General features: G+C 61.1%; 23 protein-coding genes and 1 pseudogene. 15 read left to right on the top strand and 9 right to left on the bottom strand.

The features are described from left to right. Positions 1–165 precede the first annotated feature (165 nt). The 5 genes from ACIPSK_RS15015 (at position 166) to ACIPSK_RS14995 (ending at position 4,001) form a co-directional block, all read left to right on the top strand. On the top strand, positions 166–468 hold the full coding sequence (locus ACIPSK_RS15015) for a hypothetical protein (RefSeq protein ID WP_162119263.1): 303 nt from the start codon (positions 166–168) through the stop codon (positions 466–468). Between the two features lie 41 nt (positions 469–509). Then, the gene (locus ACIPSK_RS15010) at positions 510–1,016 is read left to right on the top strand and encodes a winged helix-turn-helix transcriptional regulator (RefSeq protein WP_162119262.1); all 507 of its coding nucleotides are present in this window, start codon (positions 510–512) and stop codon (positions 1,014–1,016) included. A gap of 13 nt (positions 1,017–1,029) precedes the next feature. Next, entirely contained in the window at positions 1,030–2,295 is a 1,266-nt protein-coding gene (gene fabF / locus ACIPSK_RS15005; RefSeq protein ID WP_162119261.1) for a beta-ketoacyl-ACP synthase II, read from the top strand. 82 nt (positions 2,296–2,377) lie between these two features. After that, complete coding sequence (locus ACIPSK_RS15000) at positions 2,378–2,806, top strand: DUF4864 domain-containing protein (RefSeq protein ID WP_130743917.1); 429 nt, start codon at positions 2,378–2,380, stop codon at positions 2,804–2,806. Between the two features lie 109 nt (positions 2,807–2,915). Beyond that, a complete protein-coding gene (locus ACIPSK_RS14995; protein WP_162119260.1) occupies positions 2,916–4,001 on the top strand; it encodes an acyltransferase family protein in 1,086 nt (361 codons plus the stop codon). A 2-nt stretch (positions 4,002–4,003) separates the two neighbouring features. Here the strand turns inward: ACIPSK_RS14995 and tgt are convergent, their stop codons facing one another. The 5 genes from tgt to coaD form a co-directional block, all read right to left on the bottom strand. Next, positions 4,004–5,134 (bottom strand): tRNA guanosine(34) transglycosylase Tgt, encoded by a 1,131-nt coding sequence (gene tgt, locus ACIPSK_RS14990; RefSeq protein WP_162119259.1) that lies wholly within the window; start codon positions 5,132–5,134, stop codon positions 4,004–4,006. Continuing rightward, positions 5,135–6,217 carry a tRNA preQ1(34) S-adenosylmethionine ribosyltransferase-isomerase QueA gene (gene queA, locus ACIPSK_RS14985; RefSeq protein ID WP_162119258.1) on the bottom strand — a complete coding sequence of 361 codons (1,083 nt, stop codon included), beginning with the start codon at positions 6,215–6,217 and terminating at the stop codon, positions 5,135–5,137. It lies immediately after the preceding gene. 75 nt (positions 6,218–6,292) lie between these two features. After that, a complete protein-coding gene (locus tag ACIPSK_RS14980; protein ID WP_162119257.1) occupies positions 6,293–6,802 on the bottom strand; it encodes a peptidylprolyl isomerase in 510 nt (169 codons plus the stop codon). Between the two features lie 29 nt (positions 6,803–6,831). Beyond that, positions 6,832–7,404, bottom strand: a complete 573-nt coding sequence (locus ACIPSK_RS14975) for a peptidylprolyl isomerase (RefSeq protein WP_162119256.1) — start codon at positions 7,402–7,404, stop codon at positions 6,832–6,834. 47 nt (positions 7,405–7,451) lie between these two features. Further along, a complete protein-coding gene (coaD, locus tag ACIPSK_RS14970) occupies positions 7,452–7,946 on the bottom strand; it encodes a pantetheine-phosphate adenylyltransferase (RefSeq protein WP_162119255.1) in 495 nt (164 codons plus the stop codon). A gap of 90 nt (positions 7,947–8,036) precedes the next feature. Here coaD and ACIPSK_RS14965 point away from each other — a divergent pair. From ACIPSK_RS14965 to ACIPSK_RS14955, 3 genes and pseudogenes are all read left to right on the top strand, one after another. After that, positions 8,037–8,317 (top strand): annotated as a pseudogene (locus ACIPSK_RS14965) (hypothetical protein). 123 nt (positions 8,318–8,440) lie between these two features. Next, a complete protein-coding gene (locus ACIPSK_RS14960) occupies positions 8,441–8,596 on the top strand; it encodes a hypothetical protein (protein ID WP_003539654.1) in 156 nt (51 codons plus the stop codon). Between the two features lie 36 nt (positions 8,597–8,632). After that, positions 8,633–8,767, top strand: a complete 135-nt coding sequence (locus ACIPSK_RS14955; protein WP_260059105.1) for a hypothetical protein — start codon at positions 8,633–8,635, stop codon at positions 8,765–8,767. A gap of 176 nt (positions 8,768–8,943) precedes the next feature. On the opposite strand, the gene gyrA is transcribed toward ACIPSK_RS14955, so the two are convergent. Beyond that, positions 8,944–11,778 (bottom strand): DNA gyrase subunit A, encoded by a 2,835-nt coding sequence (gene gyrA, locus ACIPSK_RS14950; RefSeq protein ID WP_162119254.1) that lies wholly within the window; start codon positions 11,776–11,778, stop codon positions 8,944–8,946. A 236-nt stretch (positions 11,779–12,014) separates the two neighbouring features. On the opposite strand from gyrA, the gene ACIPSK_RS14945 reads away from it, so the two are divergent. Then, complete coding sequence (locus ACIPSK_RS14945; protein WP_017964283.1) at positions 12,015–12,662, top strand: MarC family protein; 648 nt, start codon at positions 12,015–12,017, stop codon at positions 12,660–12,662. Positions 12,663–12,782: 120 nt separating this feature from the next. Here the strand turns inward: ACIPSK_RS14945 and ACIPSK_RS14940 are convergent, their stop codons facing one another. Continuing rightward, on the bottom strand, positions 12,783–13,292 hold the full coding sequence (locus ACIPSK_RS14940; protein ID WP_162119253.1) for a single-stranded DNA-binding protein: 510 nt from the start codon (positions 13,290–13,292) through the stop codon (positions 12,783–12,785). A 283-nt stretch (positions 13,293–13,575) separates the two neighbouring features. Here ACIPSK_RS14940 and uvrA point away from each other — a divergent pair, with 283 nt between their 5' ends. The 3 genes from uvrA to ACIPSK_RS14925 are packed head-to-tail and all read left to right on the top strand — an operon-like array spanning position 13,576 to position 17,786. Then, positions 13,576–16,497 carry an excinuclease ABC subunit UvrA gene (gene uvrA / locus ACIPSK_RS14935; protein WP_162119252.1) on the top strand — a complete coding sequence of 974 codons (2,922 nt, stop codon included), beginning with the start codon at positions 13,576–13,578 and terminating at the stop codon, positions 16,495–16,497. Further along, on the top strand, positions 16,494–16,955 hold the full coding sequence (locus ACIPSK_RS14930; RefSeq protein ID WP_162119251.1) for a GNAT family N-acetyltransferase: 462 nt from the start codon (positions 16,494–16,496) through the stop codon (positions 16,953–16,955). Before uvrA ends, ACIPSK_RS14930 begins: the two co-directional genes overlap by 4 nt. Positions 16,956–16,979: 24 nt before the next feature. Next, a complete protein-coding gene (locus ACIPSK_RS14925) occupies positions 16,980–17,786 on the top strand; it encodes a DUF72 domain-containing protein (RefSeq protein WP_162119250.1) in 807 nt (268 codons plus the stop codon). 30 nt (positions 17,787–17,816) lie between these two features. Here ACIPSK_RS14925 and ACIPSK_RS14920 read toward each other — a convergent pair whose 3' ends face one another. Together ACIPSK_RS14920 and ACIPSK_RS14915 are read right to left on the bottom strand one after the other, a co-directional pair. Beyond that, positions 17,817–18,836: a DUF808 domain-containing protein gene (locus ACIPSK_RS14920; RefSeq protein ID WP_162119249.1), complete on the bottom strand. Its 1,020-nt coding sequence runs from the start codon at positions 18,834–18,836 to the stop codon at positions 17,817–17,819. 257 nt (positions 18,837–19,093) lie between these two features. After that, entirely contained in the window at positions 19,094–20,566 is a 1,473-nt protein-coding gene (locus ACIPSK_RS14915) for an NAD(P)H-hydrate dehydratase (RefSeq protein WP_162119248.1), read from the bottom strand. Positions 20,567–20,909: 343 nt separating this feature from the next. On the opposite strand from ACIPSK_RS14915, the gene ACIPSK_RS14910 reads away from it, so the two are divergent. The 3 genes from ACIPSK_RS14910 to hspQ all read left to right on the top strand — a co-directional run bounded on the left by ACIPSK_RS14910 (position 20,910) and on the right by hspQ (position 23,226). Beyond that, a complete protein-coding gene (locus ACIPSK_RS14910; protein WP_015339877.1) occupies positions 20,910–21,248 on the top strand; it encodes a P-II family nitrogen regulator in 339 nt (112 codons plus the stop codon). A gap of 78 nt (positions 21,249–21,326) precedes the next feature. Further along, positions 21,327–22,736 (top strand): type I glutamate--ammonia ligase, encoded by a 1,410-nt coding sequence (glnA, locus tag ACIPSK_RS14905; protein ID WP_017964276.1) that lies wholly within the window; start codon positions 21,327–21,329, stop codon positions 22,734–22,736. A 160-nt stretch (positions 22,737–22,896) separates the two neighbouring features. After that, positions 22,897–23,226 (top strand): heat shock protein HspQ, encoded by a 330-nt coding sequence (gene hspQ, locus ACIPSK_RS14900; protein ID WP_003559363.1) that lies wholly within the window; start codon positions 22,897–22,899, stop codon positions 23,224–23,226. Positions 23,227–23,696: the final 470 nt, after the last annotated feature.

Raw genomic sequence — 23,696 nt, 5'->3', positions numbered from 1 at the left:
ATCTTTCAGATTCGCTCCTTTCGCTTTAACTCTTTGTTTTTACGCATATCGTTGCCGCAAAACCGCTGCACGCTTTTGCGCGACATGCTTTAGCCTCCTCTTGCCGGCATGAAAATCCCGGCCACATTCTCCGTTGACGCCACTCGTGCCGCAACGGAGAAGCCTTTGCCCTGGATCGCCTATATCGCCCATTTTATCGCCGCAGCATTTCTGACCAACGGCATCCCGCATTTCGTCAACGGAGTGAGCGGCCGGCGCTTCCGCATCCCATTCGCGCAAGGGGCAAAGCTTGGCTCGCCGACAGCCAATGTCGTTTGGGGCTGGGCGAATTTCGTCATCGCCTTCCTGCTGTTTGCCAATGTCGGGCCGCTCTATATCGGCACGCCGGGCGATACGATCTTCATGGCAATCGGCATGCTCGTCACCGGCATGCTGCTCGCCCGCATTTTCGAGGGCAACGCCACATAGTAACTTGCATGATGATAGTCACTGCTATAGTGACATTAGCCATGCAACGGACGAGCTTCAGTGACTTCAAATGCCCGGCGGCGCGCGCGCTCGACAGCGTCGGCGACTGGTGGAGCATGCTGATCCTGCGCGACGCCTTCCAGGGGCTTTCGCGCTTCGACGAATTCCAGAAAAGCCTCGGCGTGGCGCCGAATATCCTGACACGGCGGCTGAAACACCTGACGGAAAAGGGGCTGTTCGAACGGCGGCTCTACCATCAGCGCCCTGCCCGCTACGAATATCGGCTGACGGACAAGGGCCGTGATTTCTTTCCTGTTCTGATGACCCTGTTTTCCTGGGGAAACCGGCACATTCCTGAGGAAGACCTTGCCTTTCTCTTGGGCGATGCCGCCTCCGGTAAAGAGCGTCAGGCGGTGCTGGTCGATGCGCGGACCGGCGAACAGGTGACACCCGAAAACACCAGCCTGCTTGCAGGCCCTGCCGCCGACGATGAGGTGCATGAGCGGATCGCCCGCATGCGCGCCTGGTATCTCGGCATCGACGCATAGAAAGGAAAAGGAAATGGATCGTATCGTTGTCACCGGAATGGGACTTGTCTCGCCACTCGGCACCGGCGTCGATCCCGCCTGGAAGCGCCTTCTCGACGGCGGTTCGGGGCTGAGGGTGCTGGCGGAGGATATCGTCGGCGAGCTCTCGGCCAAGGTCGGCGGCATCGTTCCCGGTATCGCAGAAGATGCTGAGGCCAGCTTCGATCCCGATCGTTACATCCCGCCGAAAGACCAGAAGAAGATGGACCGTTTCATCCACTTCGCCATGGCGGCGACGGAGGAAGCAGTAAAACAGGCCGGCTGGATGCCGACCGACGAAGCCGAGCGCCAGCGCACGGCAACGATCATCGCGTCGGGGGTTGGCGGCTTTCCGGCGATCGCCGAAGCGGTGCGGATCGGCGAAACGCGCGGCGTGCGGCGGCTGTCGCCCTTCACCGTGCCCGCCTTCCTCGTCAACCTCGCCGCCGGCCAGGTCAGCATCCGCTACGGCTTCAAGGGGCCGCTCGGGGCCCCGGTGACGGCGTGTGCGGCCAGCGTCCAGGCGATCGGCGATGCGGCGCGGCTGATCCGCTCCGGCGAAGCGGATGTGGCGATCTGCGGGGGTGCCGAAGCCTGCATCGACAAGGTGAGCCTCGGTGGCTTTGCCGCTGCACGTGCACTTTCCACCGGCTTCAACGAGACGCCGGAGCTGGCGTCACGGCCCTTCGACACGGCCCGCGACGGTTTCGTCATGGGCGAAGGCGCCGGCATCCTGGTCATTGAGACGCTCGAGCACGCGCTTGCCCGCGGCGCCACACCACTCGCCGAGCTCGTCGGCTACGGCACGGCGGCAGACGCCTACCACATGACCTCAGGACCTGAAGATGGCGACGGCGCCCGCCGGGCGATTGACGCGGCACTGCGGCAGGCAAAGATCCCCGCCTCCGAGGTCAAGCATCTCAACGCGCATGCGACCTCGACGCCGGTCGGTGACAGAGGCGAGATCGCGGCGATCGGCACAATCTTCGGCCGCAATGGCGGCATTGCCGTCAGCGCGACCAAATCGGCGACGGGGCATCTGCTCGGTGCCGCCGGCGGGCTGGAGGCGATCTTCACCATCCTTGCGCTGCGCGACCAGATCGCGCCGCCGACCCGCAACCTGGATCAGGCCGATCCAGCCGCCGACGGCATCGATATCGTCGGCAAGAAGGCGCGGCCGCTGGCAATGGACTATGCGATCACCAACGGTTTCGGCTTCGGCGGGGTGAATGCCAGCGCCCTCTTCCGGCGCTGGTCGTAAAGTCCGCTTTTCTTGCGCCAGAAATCGCCTACACTTCTGCCTGTCGGGGGATCGTTTCCCTGACAGAGCCGGAGATCAATCCATGCGCGCCTTCTTCGCAGTTCTCATCCTGTGTGCCGCATCCGCCCTCTCCTCCGTATCGGCCCGCGCCGAAGATCCGATCGACACGACGCGGACGATGATCGAGGAACAGATCAAGGCCTTCCTCAAGGACGATGCCGAGACCGCCTATTCCTTCGCCGCGCCCGGCATCAGGGCGATGTATCCCGATAAGAACCTGTTTTTCGCCATGGTGAAGAAGAGCTACGAGCCGGTCTATCACCCAGGCAATTATGCCTTCGGGCGCAGCCGCTCGATCGACAACGGCGCGCTGATCTATCACGAGGTGCTGATTTCGGGCCGCGACGGCAAGGACTGGACGGCGATCTACCAGATCACCCGCCAGCCGGACGGCAGCTACAGGATCAATGGCGTGCAGATCATGCCGGACGCGGACAGCAAGGGCATCTAACGCGCTGTCTCCTCTCTTCGACGGGACCCAATTGATTTACACGGTCTCGTTGCGCTAACGATTTAGAAATCCTCCTGGAGTAACAAACTACCAACGGAGGGTTGTTATATTGAACGCTGGCAAACAATTTTTCACAGCTCTTGAGGCGTTGCGAGGAATTGCGGCCGTCGTGGTCATGTTCCTTCATACCGGTGGCACGCTGGGTCCGATGCCGGCGAATATCGGTTACCTTGCCGTTGACCTCTTCTTTCTATTGAGCGGCGTCGTTCTTGCAAATTCATATGAGAGGCAACTGACGACGGGACAGATTTCGCCCGCCGGATTTCTGCTGCAGCGTATCATTCGGCTTTACCCTCTTTATCTTCTTTCGCTTCCGATTGGCCTTTTCAACTATGCACTTCAAAACGGGTTGGACTACTTCACCCTGGCAGGCCTTCTGCTGAAGGCGATCCTGTTCGTTCCAAGCACAAATCTTGAAAGTCTCTTTCCTTTCAATGGGCCTAGCTGGTCGCTCTTCTTCGAGCTCTGGGCGGGGATGTTGTTCTCCGTCCTTCTGACACGACTGTCACTCAGCAGCTTGCTCGCCATCGCCCTGGGGACTGCGGGCATCACCATGTGCGGGGCATTGGTCGGAGGCAACCTCGACATCGGCCACCAGCCTGGCTACTTCATATTTGGCTTTTCAAGGGTGCTGTTCTCATTCTCGCTCGGGATCTGCCTCTACAGGCTCTATGATATCCAGAACCCGACTACGGCCAATAACGGCAACATTGTCGGCCTTTGTCTGTGTGGATGTCTGATCTTCATCATAGGCATATCGGCCAGCACGTTCTTCGGTTTCCCGTATTTTGATTTCTTAATATGCCTCGTGGTCTTTCCGGCCATTGTCTGGCTCGCGATGCGCACAAGGCAGACCGGTTCGGTCGAGCTGCTATTCCGCTGGCTGGGGAGGCTTTCCTATCCGATTTATATTCTACATGGGCCAATCTTCAGTCTGCTGCAGTCACTGCGGCAAAAGGGCTTTGACCTTCCGGCCTCTCCGGCATCAGGTATGGTCGTCGTGATAGCGATTTTCATTGCGGCTGGGATCGTTGCCATTCGCTTCGACGAGCCAGCGCGCAAAAAGCTCAAGACGATGGTTGCGCCAAACCCGGCGTCTGCGGTCCCCTCGGCAAGCAACGCGGGAGCGGAGTAACCTTACACCGGTTCGAGATCACCCCTCGCCCATTCCTCCTGTGTTTCCGCCATGAAATCGGCGAAGCGGCCTTCGGCGATCGCCTTGCGGATGCCCTGCATCAGTTCCTGGTAATAAGCGAGATTGTGCCAGGAGAGCAGCATGCCGCCGAGCGCCTCGTTGGAGCGGACGAGATGGTGCAGATAGGCACGCGAATAATCGCGCGAGGCCGGGCAGTTCGACTGTTCGTCGAGCGGGCGCATATCCTCGGCATGGCGGGCATTGCGGATATTGACCTTGCCGCGGCGGGTAAAAGCCAGACCGTGACGGCCGGAGCGGGTCGGCATGACGCAGTCGAACATGTCGATGCCGCGGGCGACCGATTTCAGGATATCGTCAGGCGTGCCGACGCCCATGAGGTAACGCGGCTTTTCCAGAGGAAGTACCGGCAACGTCGTTTCCAGCATCTGCAGCATCACGTCCTGCGGTTCGCCAACCGCCAGGCCGCCGATCGCATAACCCTTGAGGCCAAGCTGGCTCAACGCCTCGGCCGAGCGGATGCGCAGCGCCGGGATATCGCCGCCCTGGACGATGCCGAACATCGCCTTGCCGGGCTGCTCGCCGAAGGCGACCCGGCAGCGCTCGGCCCAGCGCAGCGACATTTCCATGGCGCGCTCGATCTCCTTCGGCTCGGCCGGCAGCGCCACGCATTCATCGAGCTGCATCTGGATGTCGGAGCCGAGCAGCCCCTGGATTTCGATGGAGCGCTCCGGCGACATATGGTACAGGCTGCCGTCGACATGCGACTTGAAGGTGACGCCCTGCTCGTCGAGCTTGCGCAAGCCGGATAGCGACATCACCTGGAAACCGCCCGAATCTGTCAGGATCGGATGCTCCCAGCGAATGAGCTTATGTAGGCCGCCGAGACGGGCGACACGCTCGGCCGTCGGGCGCAGCATCAGGTGATAGGTATTGCCGAGGATGATATCGGCGCCGGTCTCGCGCACCTGGTCGAGATACATGGCCTTAACCGTGCCGACGGTGCCGACCGGCATGAAGGCCGGCGTGCGGATCTCGCCGCGCGGCATGGAGATCTGGCCGAGGCGTGCGCCGGCATCGGTCTTGTCAAGCGTGAATTGGAAGGTGTCTGTCATCTAGTCTTTCCGGAAGAGAAGGCTGGCATCGCCATAGGAATAGAAGCGGTAGCCCGTCTGAATGGCGTGGTCATAGGCGGCACGCATCGTATCGAGGCCCGAAAAGGCCGAGACCAGCATGAAGAGCGTCGAGCGCGGCAGGTGGAAATTGGTCATCAGCATGTCGACCGCCTTGAAGCGGTAACCCGGCGTGATGAAGATGCCGGTAGCGCCGGCCCAGGGCATGATCTCTCCGCTTTCCTCGGCGGCGCTCTCGATGAGCCGCAACGAGGTCGTGCCGACACAGACGATGCGCCCGCCTCTTTCCCGCACAGCATTCAGCCGGGCGGCGATCTCGGCGCTGACATAGCCGCTTTCGAGATGCATCCTATGATCGGCGGTATCGTCGGCCTTGACGGGCAGGAAGGTGCCGGCGCCGACATGCAGCGTGACGAAATGGCGTTCGATACCGGCGCTATCGAGCGCATCGAATAGCCTGGGCGTGAAATGCAGGCCGGCTGTCGGCGCGGCGACGGCGCCTTCCTCACGGGCATAGATCGTCTGGTAGTCGGCGCGGTCACGCTCGTCCTCGGGGCGCTTGGCGGCGATATAGGGCGGCAGCGGAATGTGGCCGACGGCGGCGATCGCCTCGTCGAGCGCATGTCCTGAGAGATCGAACAGCAGCGTCACCTCGCCGGCCTCACCCTTTTCCTCGACGGTGGCATCCAGCGAACCGAGCAAGCAGCTTTCGCCGGAATCGCCGAAGGAGATGCGGTCACCCTGTTTGATACGCTTGCCCGGCTTGGCGAACGCCTTCCAGCGGCTGGTGCCCACCCGCATGTGCAGCGTGGCAGACATCTGCTGGCCGCCGGCGCCGTCGCGATGGCGGATGCCCTCGAGTTGGGCGGGGATGACCTTGGTATCGTTGAAGACCAGCGCGTCGCCAGCCCGCAGGAACGACGTGAGATCGCCGACGCGATGATCCGACAGGCGGCTTTCCGCATTCGGATCGACGACGAGCAGGCGCGCGCTGTCGCGCGGCTCAGCGGGCCTCAACGCGATGCGTTCATCGGGCAGGTCGAAATCGAAAAGGTCTACGCGCATCAGGGCACTTTCAGGCAAAGCGAAACCCGCCCCCGCGCAGCAATGCGCAAGGGCGGGTTTCAGCAGAAATCACAATCAGACGTCGGCGGCAACCCGCATGGAGACGATCGAGTCCGGATCGGAAACTGGCTCGCCGCGCTTGATCTTGTCAACATTGTCCATGCCTTCGATGACCTGACCCCAGACCGAATACTGCTTGTTCAGCCAGGGCGCGTCGGTGAAGCAGATGAAGAACTGCGAATTGGCCGAGTTCGGGTTCTGCGAACGGGCCATCGAGCAGGTGCCGCGGGTATGCGTGGTCGCCGAGAATTCAGCCTTCAGGTCCGGCTTCGAAGAGCCGCCCATGCCGGCGCGGCCGGGATTGAAGGTCTCCGAGCCCTTCTTGCCAAATTCGACATCGCCCGTCTGGGCCATGAAATCCTGGATGACGCGGTGGAAGACGACGCCGTCATAGGCCTCCTCGCGGGCGAGTTCCTTGATGCGGGCGACATGTTCCGGGGCGACCTGCGGCAAAAGCTGAATGACAACCTTGCCCTTGGTGGTTTCCAGAATGACGGTGTTTTCGGGATCCTTGATCTCGGCCATTTGCCTTCTCCTCTTGTTTCTCTCGTAACTTACTTCTTGCCCAGGGTGACCTTGATCATCCAGTCTGGGCTTTTGACTTCGCCGTTCTGGCCTTCGCCCTTCTTGATCTTGTCGACGTTTTCCATGCCGGAGACGACCTTGCCGACGACGGTGTACTGGCCGTTCAGGAAGGAACCGTCGGCGAACATGATGAAGAACTGCGAATTGGCGGAATTCGGATCCTGCGAGCGGGCCATGCCGACCGTGCCGCGCACGAACGGGGTCTTGGAGAATTCGGCCGGGATATCGGGCATATCCGAGGAGCCGGTGCCGGCGAGGCTCGCATCGAAGCCCTTTTCCATATTGCCGTATTTGACGTCGCCGGTCTGAGCCATGAAGCCGTCGATGACGCGGTGGAAGGCGACGTTGTCATATTCGCCCTTCTTGGCCAGCGCCTCGATCTGGGCGACATGCTTCGGCGCCACCTCAGGCATGAGCTCGATGACGACAGGGCCGTTCTTCAGCTGGATGGTGAGATAGTGATCGGCCGACTGGGCAAAAGCATCCCCCGCGAAGGAGGCGAGATACAACACGCCGGCAAATGCGAGATAAAAGAGTTTCATGTGAGCTCCATTGCGGCGGGTTCCGCCTAGTCTTTGCTTTGTTCTTACTAGTTTGAGCGCTTGGATGTGAGGGCCTGCAAGACGGCGGCCGGAACGAAAGCGCTGACATCGCCGCCCATGGCGGCGATCTGGCGGACCAATGTGGCGGTAATGGGCCGCGAGGCCGTGCCCGCCGGCAAAAAGATGGTCTGGATATCGGGCGCCATCGTCCGGTTCATGCCGGCCATCTGCATTTCATAATCAAGATCGGTGCCGTCGCGAAGGCCGCGGATCAACAGCGTGGCGCCATGGGTGCGGGCGGCATCGACGACCAGATTGTCGAAGGCGACGACGGCGATGTCGCCGGTCTTGCGAGGCAGCGCTTCGGCCAGCGAACGGCGGATCAGCTCGGCTCTCTCTTCGAAGGAGAAGAGCGGCGCCTTGCCGGGATGGATGCCAATCGCGACGATCACCTTTTCGGCGACGTTCAGCGCCTGGACCAGAACATCCACATGCCCATTGGTGATCGGGTCGAAGGACCCCGGATAAAAAGCTGTCGTCATCTGGTCCGGCCGTTGGTTTGACGCCTTTTGTCACGGATGCCGGCTTGCCGCAAGTGATTTGGCCAGTCGTTCCGGGCGACTGAACGGCGGATGAATGTGCCGTTCAAGGCGGTTTCAGACGGGATCTGCCAACGTGGATCATCAAGGCAGCCGCTGCCATTCCGGCATCCGGCACTCCCCGAAAGACCAAGTCCATGCTGATCGTGCTCGTTGCACTTGCCGTCGTTTTCTCTCTCGCCGCCGAGATGGCCTATGGCTATTTCGCCGATCGCTACGAGGTGAGCTGGGTACGGCCGGAGCTCGCCGAGCATGCGGCGATCGTGCGCGCCCAGGGCCGGCTGCGCGGAGCTTCGAATCTGAACGCCAGATGAACGAGACATTCAAGGTCGCTTCAGATCGCCATTGGTAAACACCCGATCAACATCCGGCGGAACCATTTACAGACGGATGCGTTCATTCAACCGATACATAGATGCGGCGCGGAAGGAATAAAAATGCCCGGCAAGATTACGATGATTAACGTGCTCTGGATGGTAATGGTCACGGGCATGTTGACCGCAACTGTCGCTCTCTATGATCAGAAGGTTGATACGTCCAAGGTTTATGGTCCCTATGCTTCGGCCCGTACGGCTGTGCTGGGCCAGTACTGAGGGGCGAGAACGCAACTCCCCAGGAAAGGAATGCCTATGTTCACGATCTTGACAATGCTCACGGCCCTTATCAGCGTCATGTTTATCGTGTCTGTGGCCTCGACGATTTCAGCGCTCCAGCGCGAAGGCGAAGAGGTGAAGGCTCTGAACGAAAAACATAAAGCGTTCTGACGTTCCTTTCTCTCCTTTTTCCGCGGCACCCTTCCGTCGCCAGGGCCATTCAAAGCCGGATGCCACCCAGCGTCCGGCTTTTTCTTGGGGCGTAGTCCTGAACCACAATCCGACTTGAAAAGAAGATGGGCCGCGTGAAAAGAAAAGGGCGGCTCGAAGCCGCCCCGTTCACTTGATCATTCCTCGGCAGGCCCGGCCGGATCGCCATCGGCAATCGGCGCCTCGCCGCCGCCACTTTCGGCAGCACCTTCGTCGGTACCAGGGGCGCCTTCGGCGACCTCGACAGCCTCCTCCGTCTCCTCCTCCTCCGGCTCGCTGATGCGCTCGACCGAGACGACCTTCTCGTCCTTGGCCGTCGAGAAGATGGTGACGCCCTTGGTGGCGCGGCTGGCGATGCGGATGCCGCCGACCGGCACACGGATCAGCTGGCCGCCATCGGAGACCAGCATGATCTGGTCGCCGTCATCGACCGGGAAGGCCGCGACCAGCTCGCCGATCTCGGCGGTCTTGGACGTATCGGTGGCGCGGATGCCCTTGCCGCCGCGGCCGGAGATACGGAAGTCGTAGGAGGACGAACGCTTGCCGAAGCCCTTTTCGGAGACGGTGAGCACGAATTGTTCGCGTGCTCTCAGCTCTTCATAGCGCTCGTCGGAGAGCTGTCCCTCCTCGGTGACTTCTTCACCGACCAGCGCAATATCCTCTTCATCCACGCCCGTCGCCCGGCGTTCAGTGGCGGAACGCTTGAGATAGGCAGCGCGCTCCCACGGCTCGGCATCGACATGACCAACGATCGTCATGGAGATGATGCGGTCGCGATCGCCGAGATTGATGCCGCGCACGCCGATCGAGTTGCGGCCGGCAAAGACCCGGACATCGTCGACGGAGAAGCGGATGCACTGACCGAGTGCGGTCGTCAGCAGCACGTCGTCATGTTCGGTGCAGGTCTCGACGGAGAGGATTTCGTCGCCCTCCTCCTCGAGCTTCATGGCGATCTTGCCGTTGCGGTTGACCTGGACGAAGTCCGACAGCTTGTTGCGGCGGACCGTGCCGCGCGTCGTCGAGAACATGACGTCGAGATTGTCCCAGCTCGCCTCGTCCTCGGGCAAAGGCAGGATGGTGGTGATGCGCTCTCCGGGCGCGAGCGGCAGCATGTTGATCAGCGCCTTGCCGCGCGAAGTCGGCGTGCCGATCGGCAGGCGCCAGACCTTCTCCTTGTAGACGATGCCACGCGAGGAGAAGAACAGCACCGGCGTATGGGTGTTGACGACGAATAGCCGGCTAACAAAATCCTCGTCGCGGGTCGTCATGCCGGAGCGGCCCTTGCCGCCGCGGCGCTGGGCGCGGTAGGTGGTCAGCGGCACGCGCTTGATGTAACCGAGATGCGAGACGGTGACGACCATGTCTTCGCGGGCGATCAGATCCTCGTCGTCCATTTCGAGACCGCCATCGACGATCTCGGTGCGGCGCGGTGTGCCGAACTCGTCGCGGACGGCGATGAGTTCATCCTTGACGATAGTCTGGATACGGACGCGCGAGGAGAGGATATCGAGGTAATCCTTGATTTCCTCGCCGATCTTGTTGAGTTCGTCGCCGATTTCGTCGCGGCCAAGGGCCGTCAGGCGGGCAAGGCGCAGTTCGAGGATGGCCCGGGCCTGCTCTTCCGAGAGGTTGTAGGTGAGATCCTCGTTGATGCGATGGCGCGGATCGTCGATCAGACGGATCAGGCTTTCGACATCTTCCGCCGGCCAGCGGCGGGTCATCAGCTCTTCACGAGCCGACTGCGGATCGGGCGCCTGGCGGATGACGCGGATGACCTCGTCGATATTGGCGACGGCAATGGCGAGACCGACCAACACATGGGCGCGGTCACGCGCCTTGCGCAGCAGGAATTTCGTTCTCCGGCTAACGACTTCTTCGCGGAAGGAGACGAAGGCGCGCAGCATGTCGAGCAGGGTCAACTGTTCGGGCTTGCCGCCGTTCAGCGCCACCATGTTGCAGCCGAAGGACGTCTGCAGCGGCGTATAACGATAAAGCTGGTTGAGGATGACCTCGGCATTGGCATCGCGCTTCAGCTCGACGACGACGCGATAACCCTGGCGGTCGGATTCGTCACGCAGGTCGGAGATGCCTTCGATGCGCTTGTCGCGCACCAGCTCGGCCATCTTCTCGATCATCGTTGCCTTATTCACCTGATAGGGAATCTCGGTGATGATGATTTGCTCGCGGTCACCGCGCATCGGCTCGATAGCGGCGACGCCGCGCATGATGACGGATCCGCGGCCGGTCTCATAGGCGGAGCGGATGCCGGCACGGCCGAGGATCTTCGCACCTGTGGGGAAATCGGGGCCGGGAATGATCTGCATCAGTTCCGGCAGTTCGATTGCCGGATCGTCGATCAGCGCGACGCAGCCGTCGATGACCTCGGAGAGATTGTGTGGCGGGATGTTGGTCGCCATGCCGACGGCGATGCCGCCGGCGCCGTTGACGAGCAGGTTCGGGAACTTGGCAGGGACCACGACCGGTTCGGACAGCGTGCCGTCGTAGTTGTCGCGGAAATCGACGGTTTCCTTGTCGAGATCGTCGAGCAGCGAATGAGCAGCCTTTTCGAGGCGGCATTCGGTGTAACGTTCGGCCGCTGGCGGGTCACCATCGACTGAGCCGAAATTGCCCTGACCGTCGATCAGCGGCAGCCGCAGCGACCAGGGCTGCGCCATGCGGGCGAGCGCATCATAGATCGCAGAGTTGCCGTGCGGATGGAATTTACCCATCACGTCACCGGTGACGCGGGCGCATTTGACGTATTTCTTGTTCCAGTCGATGCCGAGCTCGGACATGCCGTAGAGGATGCGCCGGTGCACGGGCTTCAGGCCGTCGCGCACGTCGGGCAACGCGCGGCTAACGATGACGCTCATGGCGTAATCGAGATACGACCGCTGCATTTCCTCCATGATGGAGATGGGCTCGATGCCTGGCGGGAGCTTCCCGCCGCCGGGGGGTGTTTGCTCAGTCAAAACAGATCACGATCTCTTCTAGAATCACTGGAAGATTTATAGCGGAAAGCCTGTTGCCGCGCCAATTTCACAGCGCGTTTTGAACAGGCTTTTGCGGCTTAAAGAGGGTAAAACATGCAAGTTTCGCGGCCGGACCGGACAAATCCGCCGCGGGCCGCCGCGGGATATTTGCCAAATCGAAATCCCCGCTTCACAATCATTAGAACCACGCACCCATATGGGGTTCCGGAGAGCCGATGGCAAGCGCCGACCAATTGATCAACGCCTTCACGACGCTGCTCGTCACCATCGATCCACCGGGGCTTGCGCCGATCTTTCTGGGCCTGACGACAGGCATGAGCCGGACCGAGCGCAAGCAGGTGGCGCTGCGCGGCTCGGTCATCGCCTTCATCATCCTTGCCGTCTTCGCGCTGTTTGGCGCCGGCGTGCTCGGCGTGCTCGGGATTTCGATCGGCGCCTTCCGCATCGCCGGCGGCCTGCTGCTGTTCTGGATCGCCTTCGAGATGGTGTTCGAGAGGCGGCAGGAGCGCAAGGAGAAGGCGACCGAGGCGGCGATCACCAAGGATCATATCGAGAATATCGCCGTCTTTCCCCTCGCCTTGCCGCTGATATCAGGTCCGGGTGCGATCTCGGCGACGATCCTGCTAGCCGGCACGCTCGCCACCTCGATCGGGAAAGCCCAGCTGATCGGCGTCCTTGCCGCCAATCTGCTGCTGACCTTCGTCATGCTGCTCATCGCTGAAAGGCTGGACCGTTTCCTCGGCGTCACCGGCCGGGCCATCCTGACACGGCTCCTCGGCGTCATCCTGGCCGCCCTTGCCGCACAGTTCGTCGTCGACGGGGCTAAGTCGGCGTTCAATCTGATCAGCGCGACGCCGCACTGAAACGGCCGTAGACGATTGAGGCCGCGGTCTGAACGATCTGCCGCGAAAACAAAGGAGAGCATGACGCCGTTATGGACGCCATGCTCTCCAGTCTTTCACAAAACTGCGAAAGCCTAACGATCAGAACGGGATGTCGTCGTCGAGATCCCGCGAGAAGTTGCCGCCGCCGCCACCGCCGCGGCTGGGTGATGAGGAGGGAGCCGGGGCGCCGTAGTCGTCGCCATAATCGTTGCCGCCACCGGCGCTGCCACGGCCGCCGCTCGCACCGCCGCCTTCGCCGCGGCCGTCGAGCATCGTCAGCGTCGAACCGAAACCCTGCAGCACCACTTCCGTGCTGTAACGGTCCTGGCCCTGCTGGTCCTGCCATTTGCGGGTCTGCAGCTGGCCTTCGATATAGAGCTTGGCGCCCTTCTTCACATATTGCTCGACGACCTTGCAGAGGCCTTCGTTGAAGACGACGATCGTGTGCCATTCGGTCTTTTCGCGGCGCTCGCCGGAATTGCGGTCGCGCCAGGTCTCCGAGGTTGCAAGCCGGATATTGGCGATCGGCCGGCCATCCTGAGTGCGGCGGATTTCCGGGTCCGCGCCGACGTTTCCAATCAGAATTACCTTATTCACGCTACCAGCCATGCTTCTCACCCTGCCTGCCGCCCTGCCCGGCGGCGTTTAATCGATCGGCGCACCTTAAACCATCACGGACCGCCGATGCGCATGGGCGGCATTTAATCCACATGTTTATCCATCAGAAAGCCGCATGCATCCATCAGGATTTTTGTTCTTTATTTGTTCTAGGTTATCCGTATGATCCTGTCAACAGAATCGAAAACCTTGAGCCCTTGCGGATATTCAGCCTCGACTCGCCCGTCGGCATCACTAAATAAGGGCTGTTATCCAGAAAACCAAAGCAGAGACGATGAGCGAACTGAAGACGATCTCCATCCGCGGCGCGCGCGAGCATAATCTTAAGAGCATCGATCTCGATCTGCCGCGTAACAAGCTGATCGTCATGACCGGGCTTTCGGGTTCCGGCAAATCCTCGCTTGCTTTCGACACGATCTATGCCGAGGGCCAACGGCGCTATGTCGAGAGCCTGTCGGCCTATGCCCGGCAGTTCCTCGAGATGATGCAGAAGCCCGATGTCGACCAGATCGACGGGCTGTCGCCGGCGATCTCGATCGAGCAGAAGACCACCTCGCGCAACCCGCGCTCGACGGTCGGGACCGTCACCGAGATCTACGACTATATGCGCCTGCTCTTTGCCCGCGTCGGCGTTCCCTATTCGCCGGCAACCGGCCTGCCGATCGAGAGCCAGACCGTCAGCCAGATGGTCGACCGCATCCTCGATTTCGGCGAGGGTACCCGTCTTTATATCCTTGCGCCGCTCGTGCGCGGGCGCAAGGGCGAATACAAGAAGGAACTGGCGGAGCTGATGAAGAAAGGCTTCCAGCGCGTCAAGGTCGACGGCCAGTTCTACGAGATCGCCGAGGCGCCGGTTCTCGACAAGAAATACAAGCACGACATCGACGTGGTGGTCGACCGCATCGTCGTGCGCTCGGATGTCTCGGCACGCCTGGCGGACAGTCTGGAGACCTGCCTGAAGCTCGCCGACGGGCTGGCGGTTGCCGAATTCGCCGACAAGCCGCTGCCGCCGGAAGAGACGTCGGCCGGCGGTTCGGCCAACAAGTCGCTGAACGAGACGCATGAACGCGTGCTGTTTTCGGAGAAATTCGCCTGCCCAGTATCGGGCTTTACCATTCCCGAGATCGAACCCAGGCTCTTCTCCTTCAACAACCCGTTCGGCGCCTGCCCGACCTGCGACGGCCTCGGCGCCCAGCAGAAGATCGATGCGGATCTGATCGTGCCCGAGCCCGAACGGACGCTGCGCGACGGGGCGATCGCGCCCTGGGCCAAGTCGACCTCGCCCTATTACAACCAGACGCTGGAAGCGCTCGGCAAACATTACGGCTTCAAGCTCGGCACCCGCTGGAACGATCTCTCCGACGAGGCCAAGGACGTCATCCTCAACGGCACTAACGACAAGATCGAATTCCATTATGCCGATGGCGCCCGCTCCTATACGACGCAGAAGAATTTCGAAGGCATCATCACCAACCTCGAGCGCCGCTGGAAGGAGACCGATTCCGCTTGGGCGCGCGAGGATATCGAACGCTTCATGTCGGCCGCCCCCTGCCCTTCCTGCAACGGATTCCGCCTGAAGCCGGAGGCGTTGGCGGTGAAGATCGACACGCTGCATATCGGCGAAGTGACCGCGATGTCGATCCGCGTCGCCCGTGACTGGTTCGAGACGCTGCCGGCAAGCTTCAACGCCAAGCAGAACGAGATCGCCGTGCGCATCCTCAAGGAAATCCGCGACCGGCTGCGCTTCCTCAATGACGTCGGCCTGGAATATCTCAGCCTGTCGCGCAATTCCGGCACGCTGTCGGGCGGCGAAAGCCAGCGCATCCGGCTTGCCTCGCAGATCGGCTCGGGACTGACAGGCGTGCTTTACGTGCTCGACGAGCCGTCGATCGGCCTGCATCAGCGCGACAACGCCCGGCTGCTCGACACGCTGAAGCACCTGCGCGACATCGGCAACACCGTCATCGTCGTCGAACATGACGAGGATGCGATCCTGTCGGCCGACGACGTGGTCGATATCGGCCCGGCAGCCGGCATTCACGGCGGCCAGGTGATCGCCCACGGCACGCCGCAGGATATCATGGACAATCCAAACTCGCTGACCGGCAAATATCTGTCGGGCGAGCTCGGCGTTCCGGTTCCCAATGAGCGCCGCAAGCCGAAGAAGGGCCGCGAGATCAAGGTAGTCGGGGCGCGTGGCAACAATCTCAAGAACGTCACGGCGTCGATCCCGCTCGGGGTGTTTACGGCGGTAACCGGCGTTTCCGGCGGCGGCAAATCCACCTTCCTGGTCGAAACGCTCTATAAATCGGCGGCAAGGCGCGTCATGGGCGCGCGTGAAAACCCAGCCGATCACGACCGCATCGACGGTTTCGAGCATATCGACAAGGTGATCGATATCGACCAATCGCCGATCGGCCGCACCCCGCGCTCGAACCCGGCGACCTATACCGGCGCCTTCACGCCGATCCGAGATTGGTTCGCCGGTCTGCCGGAGGCAAAGGCCCGCGGCTACCAGCCGGGCCGCTTCTCCTTCAACGTCAAGGGCGGACGCTGCGAGGCCTGCCAGGGAGACGGCGTCATCAAGATCGAGATGCACTTCCTGCCCGATGTCTACGTCACCTGCGACGTCTGCCACGGCAAGCGCTACAATCGCGAGACACTCGACGTCACCTTCAAACAGAGGTCTATCGCCGACGTGCTCGACATGACGGTGGAGGAAGGCGTCGATTTCTTCGCGGCGGTGCCTGCCGTGCGCGACAAGCTGCAATCGTTGAAGGATGTCGGCCTCGGTTATATCAAGGTCGGCCAGCAGGCGAATACGCTTTCGGGCGGCGAGGCGCAGCGCGTCAAGCTTGCCAAGGAACTGTCGAAACGCTCGACGGGACGCACGCTCTACATTCTCGACGAACCGACAACCGGCCTGCATTTCCACGACGTCGCCAAGCTGCTCGAAATGCTGCACGAACTGGTCAACCAGGGCAATTCGGTGGTGGTGATCGAACACAATCTCGAAGTCATCAAGACGGCCGACTGGGTGCTCGATTTCGGCCCCGAAGGCGGCGATGGTGGCGGTGAGATCGTCGCGACTGGCACGCCGGAAGCAATCGTCAAGGAAAAGCGGTCCTATACCGGACAGTTCCTGAAGGAATTGCTGGAACGGCGCCCGGTGAAGAAGGCGGTTGCGGCGGAATGACGATGCGGCCAGCGTCGCCCGATGATCTGGAAACGATCGTGACGCTGACAACAGCCGCCTATCGGCCCTATACCGAACTCTTCGGTGCTCCGCCGATCCCGGTGACGGAGGATTACGCGCCGCGGATCGAATGCGGCGAGGTCTGGCTCTGCGAGATCGGCGGGCAAACGGCCGGCCTGGTGGTCGTCGAACGGCATTCCGATCACCTCATGCTGTTCAGCATCGCGGTCTCGCCGGCCTTTCAGGGTGCCGGACATGGGCTGGCGATGCTGCATTGGCTGGAGGGCAAGGCGCGGGAATTGGCCGTGCCGGAGATCCGGCTCTACACGAATGCGCGGATGGAGTGGAATATCGCGCTCTACAGCGCGTTCGGGTTTCAGGAAACGGGTCGCCGGCCGAACCCTTATCGGCCAGGATGGACGCTCGTCTACATGACGAAAGAGATCAATGCGGCCTGAGCGGCTGCGAATGGGGAGGACGACATGACGAAATCCGGCACTATCCGCACCGGCATCGGCGGCTGGACCTTCGAGCCCTGGCGCGGGCATTTCTTTCCCGAGAGCCTGAAGCAGAAGGACGAGCTGAATTATGCCAGCCGCCAGCTGAAGGTTATCGAGGTCAACGGCACCTATTACAGCACGCAGAAGCCCGCCGTCTTTGCCAAATGGGCGGCTGACGTGCCCGACGGTTTCATCTTTTCGCTGAAGGCGACACGTTTCGTCACCAATCGGCGGGTGCTTGCCGAAGCCGGTGAATCGATGGAGCGGTTTCTGTCATCGGGCATCAGCGAACTCGGCGATCATCTCGGGCCGCTGCTCTGGCAGTTCGCGCCGACGAAGAGGTTCGATGCAGACGATTTCGAAGCCTTCCTGAAGCTGCTGCCGGCAAAACAGGACGGGCTGACGCTCCGCCACGTGGTCGAGGTGCGGCACGATTCCTTCAAGGTGCCGGAGTTCGTCGCGCTGCTGGCGAAATACGGCGTGGCGCCTGTTTGCGCCGAACATTTCGAATATCCGATGATCGCCGACGTCACGGCCGATTTCGTCTATGCCAGGCTGCAGAAGGGATCGGACGATATCCCGACCTGCTATCCGGAAAAGGACCTGAAGGCCTGGGCAGACCGGCTGGAGACCTGGGCCGAGGGCAAGATTCCTGATGACCTGCCGCTGATCGATAGAGATCGCGAGGTGAAGGTCGAGCCGCGCGACGTCTTCGCCTTCATGATCCATGAGGGCAAGGTCAATGCGCCACATGGAGCAATCGCCCTGCAGCAGGCGCTGGCGAAATAAGCAGGGCTTGCCCGCCGATAGCCGCAAGCTTCATTTCTTCCCGTTCGCCAGCGCCTCTTTCCGCCGGCGCGGCAGGAGCGATTTGAGGTACCGCCATATCGGCGAGACGGCGTAGCCTGTGACCGGAATTGCGATCAAGCCGGCGACGATACCGACGATACCCGCGCCTGCGGCCTCGACGACCCAGCGCAGCACCGATGCCAGAACGGGAACCGCATGCGCAGTCGCCTCGCCGGCCTCGTGGATCAGATGCGCAAGGCCGCTGATGCCATAGGCTTCGAGGCCATGAACGATGATGCCGCCGCCGACCCAGATCATGGCGGCCGTTCCGACGATGCCGAGTACTTTCAGAAAATAAGGCATGCCTGTGACAAGCCCCTCCCCGATCGAACGCAAGGCGGCGCCCATCGGAGATGCCGTCCGCACACGCGCCAGCATCAGACCCAGATCATCGGCTTTCACGATAAGCGCCACGCCGCCATAGACCATGATCGTGATACCCAGTCCAACAACGGCAAGGATGACGGCTTGCGTGAACATGCTGCCTGAGGGCACAGCGGCGAGCGTAATCGCCATGATTTCGGCCGACAGGATGAAATCCGTCTTGATTGCGCCAGCAACCTTCTCGTCTTCTAGCGATTTGGCATCGAGGCTTGTCGTCTCGAGTGCCGATTCATGGGCATGGGCTGCATGCGGCAGCACCAGTTCGTAGACTTTTTCCACACCCTCGTAGCAGAGATAAAGCCCGCCAATCATCAGCAGCGGCGTGATCGCCTGCGGTGCGACAAGGCTCAGGATCAGTGCTGCCGGAAGCAGGATCAGAAGCTTGTTCTTCAGCGAGCCGAGCGTGATCTTGCCGATGATCGGCAATTCGCGTGCTGCCGAAAATCCGGTGACGTAGCGGGGTGTGACGGCCGCATCATCAATGACGACGCCAGCCGCTTTCGCTCCCGCCTTGGCAGCCTGGCCGGCAATATCGTCGAGCGACGCCGCAGCCACCTTGGCCAATGCCGCGATATCATCAAGTAGGGCGATCAGGCCAATACTCATTCGAGCCTCCGTCGAAAGACAGACTTACGCAAAAAAATGGAAAGCCCGTCAACGAGACGCGGAATCCTCCGGCCGGAAGATGCCATGCAAGGAGCGCGACGACAATGGCCGTCATTCAGCCGGCCTTCAGACTGCGCCACAGTCAGACATGTCGGATGACGGTCCAGATTCTGCGTTCAAGGTGCAGAAGACCAGCAGCGGGCAGATCCGCCGCCGGATGGCGGCATCCGCCCTCCCAAAGGACGCGCAGCGACGCTTTAAAACGGCAATACTTCGGCAGCAAGCTCCTCTGCCGTCAGCCCTTTGCCGGCGCGTTGACCTGCCTCTCCATGCAGCCAGACCCCGGCAGCCGCGGCCTCGAAGGCCGGCAGGCCCTGGGCGAGCAATCCGCCGATGATGCCGGCAAGTACGTCGCCGGAACCGGCGGTGGCAAGCCAGACGGGAGCGTTGGTATTGATGAGCGCACGGCCGTCTGGCGCGGCGATGACGGTATCGGCGCCTTTGTAGATAATCGCGGCATTGGCGCGGCGGGCGGCGGCCAAGGCCTTGTCCACCTTGCCGAGCGCTTCGTCGCCGCCGATATCGGGAAAGAGCCGCGCGAATTCGCCTTCGTGCGGCGTCAGCACCAGCCGCGGCTCACCCTCGAAAAGATCAAACAGCTGTTGCGGATCGTCCTTGAACGAAGAGATGCCGTCGGCATCAAGCACGACATGGCGATCGGCAAGGGCCGAGACGAAGCCGCGCGCCCTGGCGCCGATGCCGAAACCGGGGCCGAGGACGAAGGTCTGCAGCCGCTTGTCGGAGAGCCAGTCGCCGAGGTCGGCCTCGTCGTCGATGGCATGCAGCATGACGGCGGTGAGATGCGCCGCATTGGCGGCCATCGCCGCGCGGGGGGCGGCGATCGTCACCAGGCCGGCGCCGGCCTTCAGGCCCGAGGTCGCCGACATGCGCGCGGCACCCGTCTTGTCGGCCTCGCCCGAGAAGACGATGAGATGACCGCGCTTGTATTTGTGGGTTTCCAGATGTTCGGCCGGCAACACGCGCTTCCAGGCATCCGGCGTGTTCTCGGCGATGGCACCCCCCGCTTCAGCCCTGACGATACGAGCGGGGATACCGATGTCGAAGACCTCCAATTCACCGCAGAGTTCCCTGCCCGGCATCAGCAGATGGCCGGGCTTGCGGGTCATGAAGGTGATGGTGTTGCAGGCCCGGAAGGCAGCACCCAGCACCTTGCCGGTGCGGCCATCGAGGCCGGAGGGCAGATCGATGGCGAGCACGGGAATAGCGGCCTGCGTGACGCGGCCGATCAGCGTGCGCACATCGGCCGACACCGCGCGACCGAGCCCCGCCCCGAACAGGCCATCGATGACGACGTCGCCGGTTTCGGGCCGATAGAGGTCGAGTCCTTGTCCCTCCAATGCGCAGCTCCTGCGGGCGCGGGCGGCATCGCCCTTCAGCCTCACGGGATCGCCGAGGTGGAAGAGCGCCACCCTTGCCCCGCTCTGCTGCAGATGACGTGCTGCGACATAGGCGTCGCCGCCATTGTTGCCGGGTCCGCAAAGCGCGACGAAGCGCAGCGCTCCGGGATGAAGGCGCAGAGCCGCGGCGGCAACCGCGGCGCCTGCCCTTTCCATCAGGGCAAAGGAATCGATGCCGGATGCGGCTGCGGCCGTATCGACGGCGGCCATTTCGGCCGGCGTGAGAAGAAGGTCGGACAGGTTTTTGATCATCACCCTATTCAATCAAAAAACGCCTAAAAAACAACCGCCTGGAATACCAAAGAGAAGAACGACATTTAGGCATTTGCCTATCTTTTCATCATCTCGAGAGGTGCATTCGCAGTTGCGAAAATACATGACTTTTTCCGTTTCGGATGTGATTTTGATCGGAGACAATGTTTTTTCACCCGTTCTGCCACCAAAACCACATAGAATTCCCGGTAAACGCGCCGGTTTTGACAGAATCGACGTCTTTTTTCGATAAGATGGATTTCAAACTGGCACGATATCTGCATCATATCCGGCGAGCGGGAAAATTCCTGCCATAACAGGAGAAGCGGAGAGACATTTTCTCATGAAAAAGATCGAAGCGATCATTAAGCCTTTCAAGCTGGACGAAGTGAAGGAAGCCCTTCAGGAAGTCGGCCTGCAGGGTATCACGGTCACGGAAGCCAAGGGTTTCGGCCGTCAGAAGGGCCACACGGAACTCTACCGCGGAGCCGAGTACGTCGTCGATTTCCTGCCGAAGGTAAAAGTCGAGGTTGTACTGGCCGACGAGAACGCGGAAGCCGTCATCGAAGCGATCCGCAAGGCGGCGCAGACCGGCCGCATCGGCGACGGAAAGATCTTCGTTTCCAACGTCGAAGAGGTTATCCGCATCCGCACCGGCGAGACCGGCATTGATGCCATCTGACCACTTTGCCAATCGCGCAAAGTCCGTTACCGTCATCGCCGAGCCACACCGTCATCGCAAATCGGAGGAAACTACTTAATGGCGACCGCAAGCGAAATTCTGAAGCAGATCAAGGAGAACGACGTTAAGTTCGTCGATCTGCGTTTCACCGACCCGAAGGGCAAGCTGCAGCATGTGACGATGGACGTCGTCTGCGTCGATGAAGACATGTTCGCTGACGGCGTGATGTTCGACGGCTCCTCGATCGGCGGCTGGAAGGCCATCAACGAGTCCGACATGGTGCTGATGCCCGACACCGAAACGGTGCATATGGACCCATTCTTCGCCCAGTCGACCATGGTCATCGTCTGCGACATCCTCGATCCGGTCTCCGGCGAGGCCTATAATCGCGATCCGCGCGGCACCGCCAAGAAGGCCGAAGCCTACCTCAAGGCATCCGGCATCGGCGATACGGTTTTCGTCGGCCCGGAAGCCGAATTCTTCGTCTTCGATGACGTCAAGTACAAGGCCGATCCTTACAATACCGGCTTCAAGCTCGATTCGACCGAACTGCCGTCGAACGACGACACCGATTACGAGACCGGCAACCTCGGCCATCGCCCGCGCATCAAGGGCGGTTATTTCCCGGTTCCCCCCGTCGACAGCGCCCAGGACATGCGTTCGGAAATGCTGACTGTGCTCTCCGAGATGGGCGTCGTCGTCGAAAAGCATCACCATGAAGTCGCCGCCGCCCAGCACGAACTCGGTATCAAGTTCGATACGCTGGTGCGCAACGCCGACAAGATGCAGATCTACAAATATGTCGTCCACCAGGTGGCCAACGCCTACGGCAAGACGGCGACCTTCATGCCGAAGCCGATCTTCGGCGACAACGGCTCGGGCATGCACGTGCACCAATCGATCTGGAAGGGCGGCAAGCCGACCTTTGCCGGCGACGAATATGCCGGCCTTTCCGAGAGCTGCCTGTTTTATATCGGCGGCATCATCAAGCATGCCAAGGCGATCAACGCTTTCACCAATCCATCGACGAACTCCTACAAGCGTCTCGTCCCGGGTTACGAAGCCCCTGTGCTGCTCGCCTATTCGGCGCGTAACCGCTCGGCTTCCTGCCGCATTCCGTTCGGATCCAACCCGAAGGCCAAACGCGTCGAGGTCCGCTTCCCGGATCCGACCGCCAACCCCTATCTCGCCTTCGCCGCCATGCTGATGGCCGGCCTCGACGGCATCAAGAACAAGATCCATCCCGGCAAGGCCATGGACAAGGATCTTTACGACCTGCCGCCGAAGGAACTGAAGAAGATCCCGACCGTCTGCGGCAGCCTGCGCGAAGCGCTTGAAAGCCTCGACAAGGACCGCAAGTTCCTGACGGCCGGCGGCGTCTTCGACGACGATCAGATCGATGCCTTCATCGAGCTGAAGATGGCTGAGGTGATGCGTTTCGAAATGACGCCGCATCCGGTCGAATACGACATGTACTATTCGGCCTGATCGGCTCAGAACATGGAAAGTCCCGGCTTGCCGGGGCTTTCGCCTCCCAGGTCATGAACGGCAAATGGTGAGGATGTGACGTTCATGTGACGAGATCGCGCACAAATCTTGATTTGCGCGGCACCAATCACCAAATTTGGTGATGAAAGGAAGTCGTACCATGAAAGAAAGAATAGCAAAGTTCAGTATCGGCGAAGTGGTTCGGCACAAGGTTTTTCCGTTTCGTGGCGTCATCTTCGACGTTGATCCTGAGTTCGCGAATACGGAGGAATGGTGGAATTCCATTCCCGCCGAGGTGCGCCCGAGCAGGGACCAGCCGTTCTATCACCTGCTTGCCGAGAATGACGAAAGCGAATATGTCGCTTATGTCTCCGAGCAAAACCTGATGAACGACGAAAGCGGCACGCCGCTTCGCAACCCGCAGATCTACCAGATTTTCGATCAGGCCCCGTCAGGGCAGTTCAAACCCAAGATGAGCTTCGCCCACTAAGTCAGGCTGACCGACCGCATGAAACAAGGCCTCGCAATCCCGGCGAGGCCTTGTTCTTTTGGTACGATACCCCGCATGTCGGCGTAAGCTGCTGACCGGAATGCCCCTCATCCGCCTGCCGGCACCGACCGGGGTCGAGCCACGGGTCTCGACCCGTCCTTCGGACCCCCGCGCGCGGGGCGAAGGGGACATGCCGCGACCTCTCCGTTCCCATCTCTCTCGCAGGGCACGTCCCCTCTCCCCGTTTTTACGCTAGGGCATATACATAAGTCGGTGCGACGGATTGACTCGGTTTGCGGGGGTCGGATTCCTTTACTGCGGGCCGTATGATTGTTTTGGCGACGTTTTGATTTGGGAGCGTCGCCGATGGATGTAGGGCATGATTTTTCGTTGGGCCGGTTTGGAGATCGTCGTCTCGATAAAGGGGGGCGGTGCTGCTCCGTCGCATTGTGCTGCGCGAGACGGTTTGC

The sequence above is a fragment of the Rhizobium sp. LARHSG275 genome, assembly GCF_052871115.1.
This window is presented reverse-complemented; position numbering and strand designations above follow the sequence as displayed.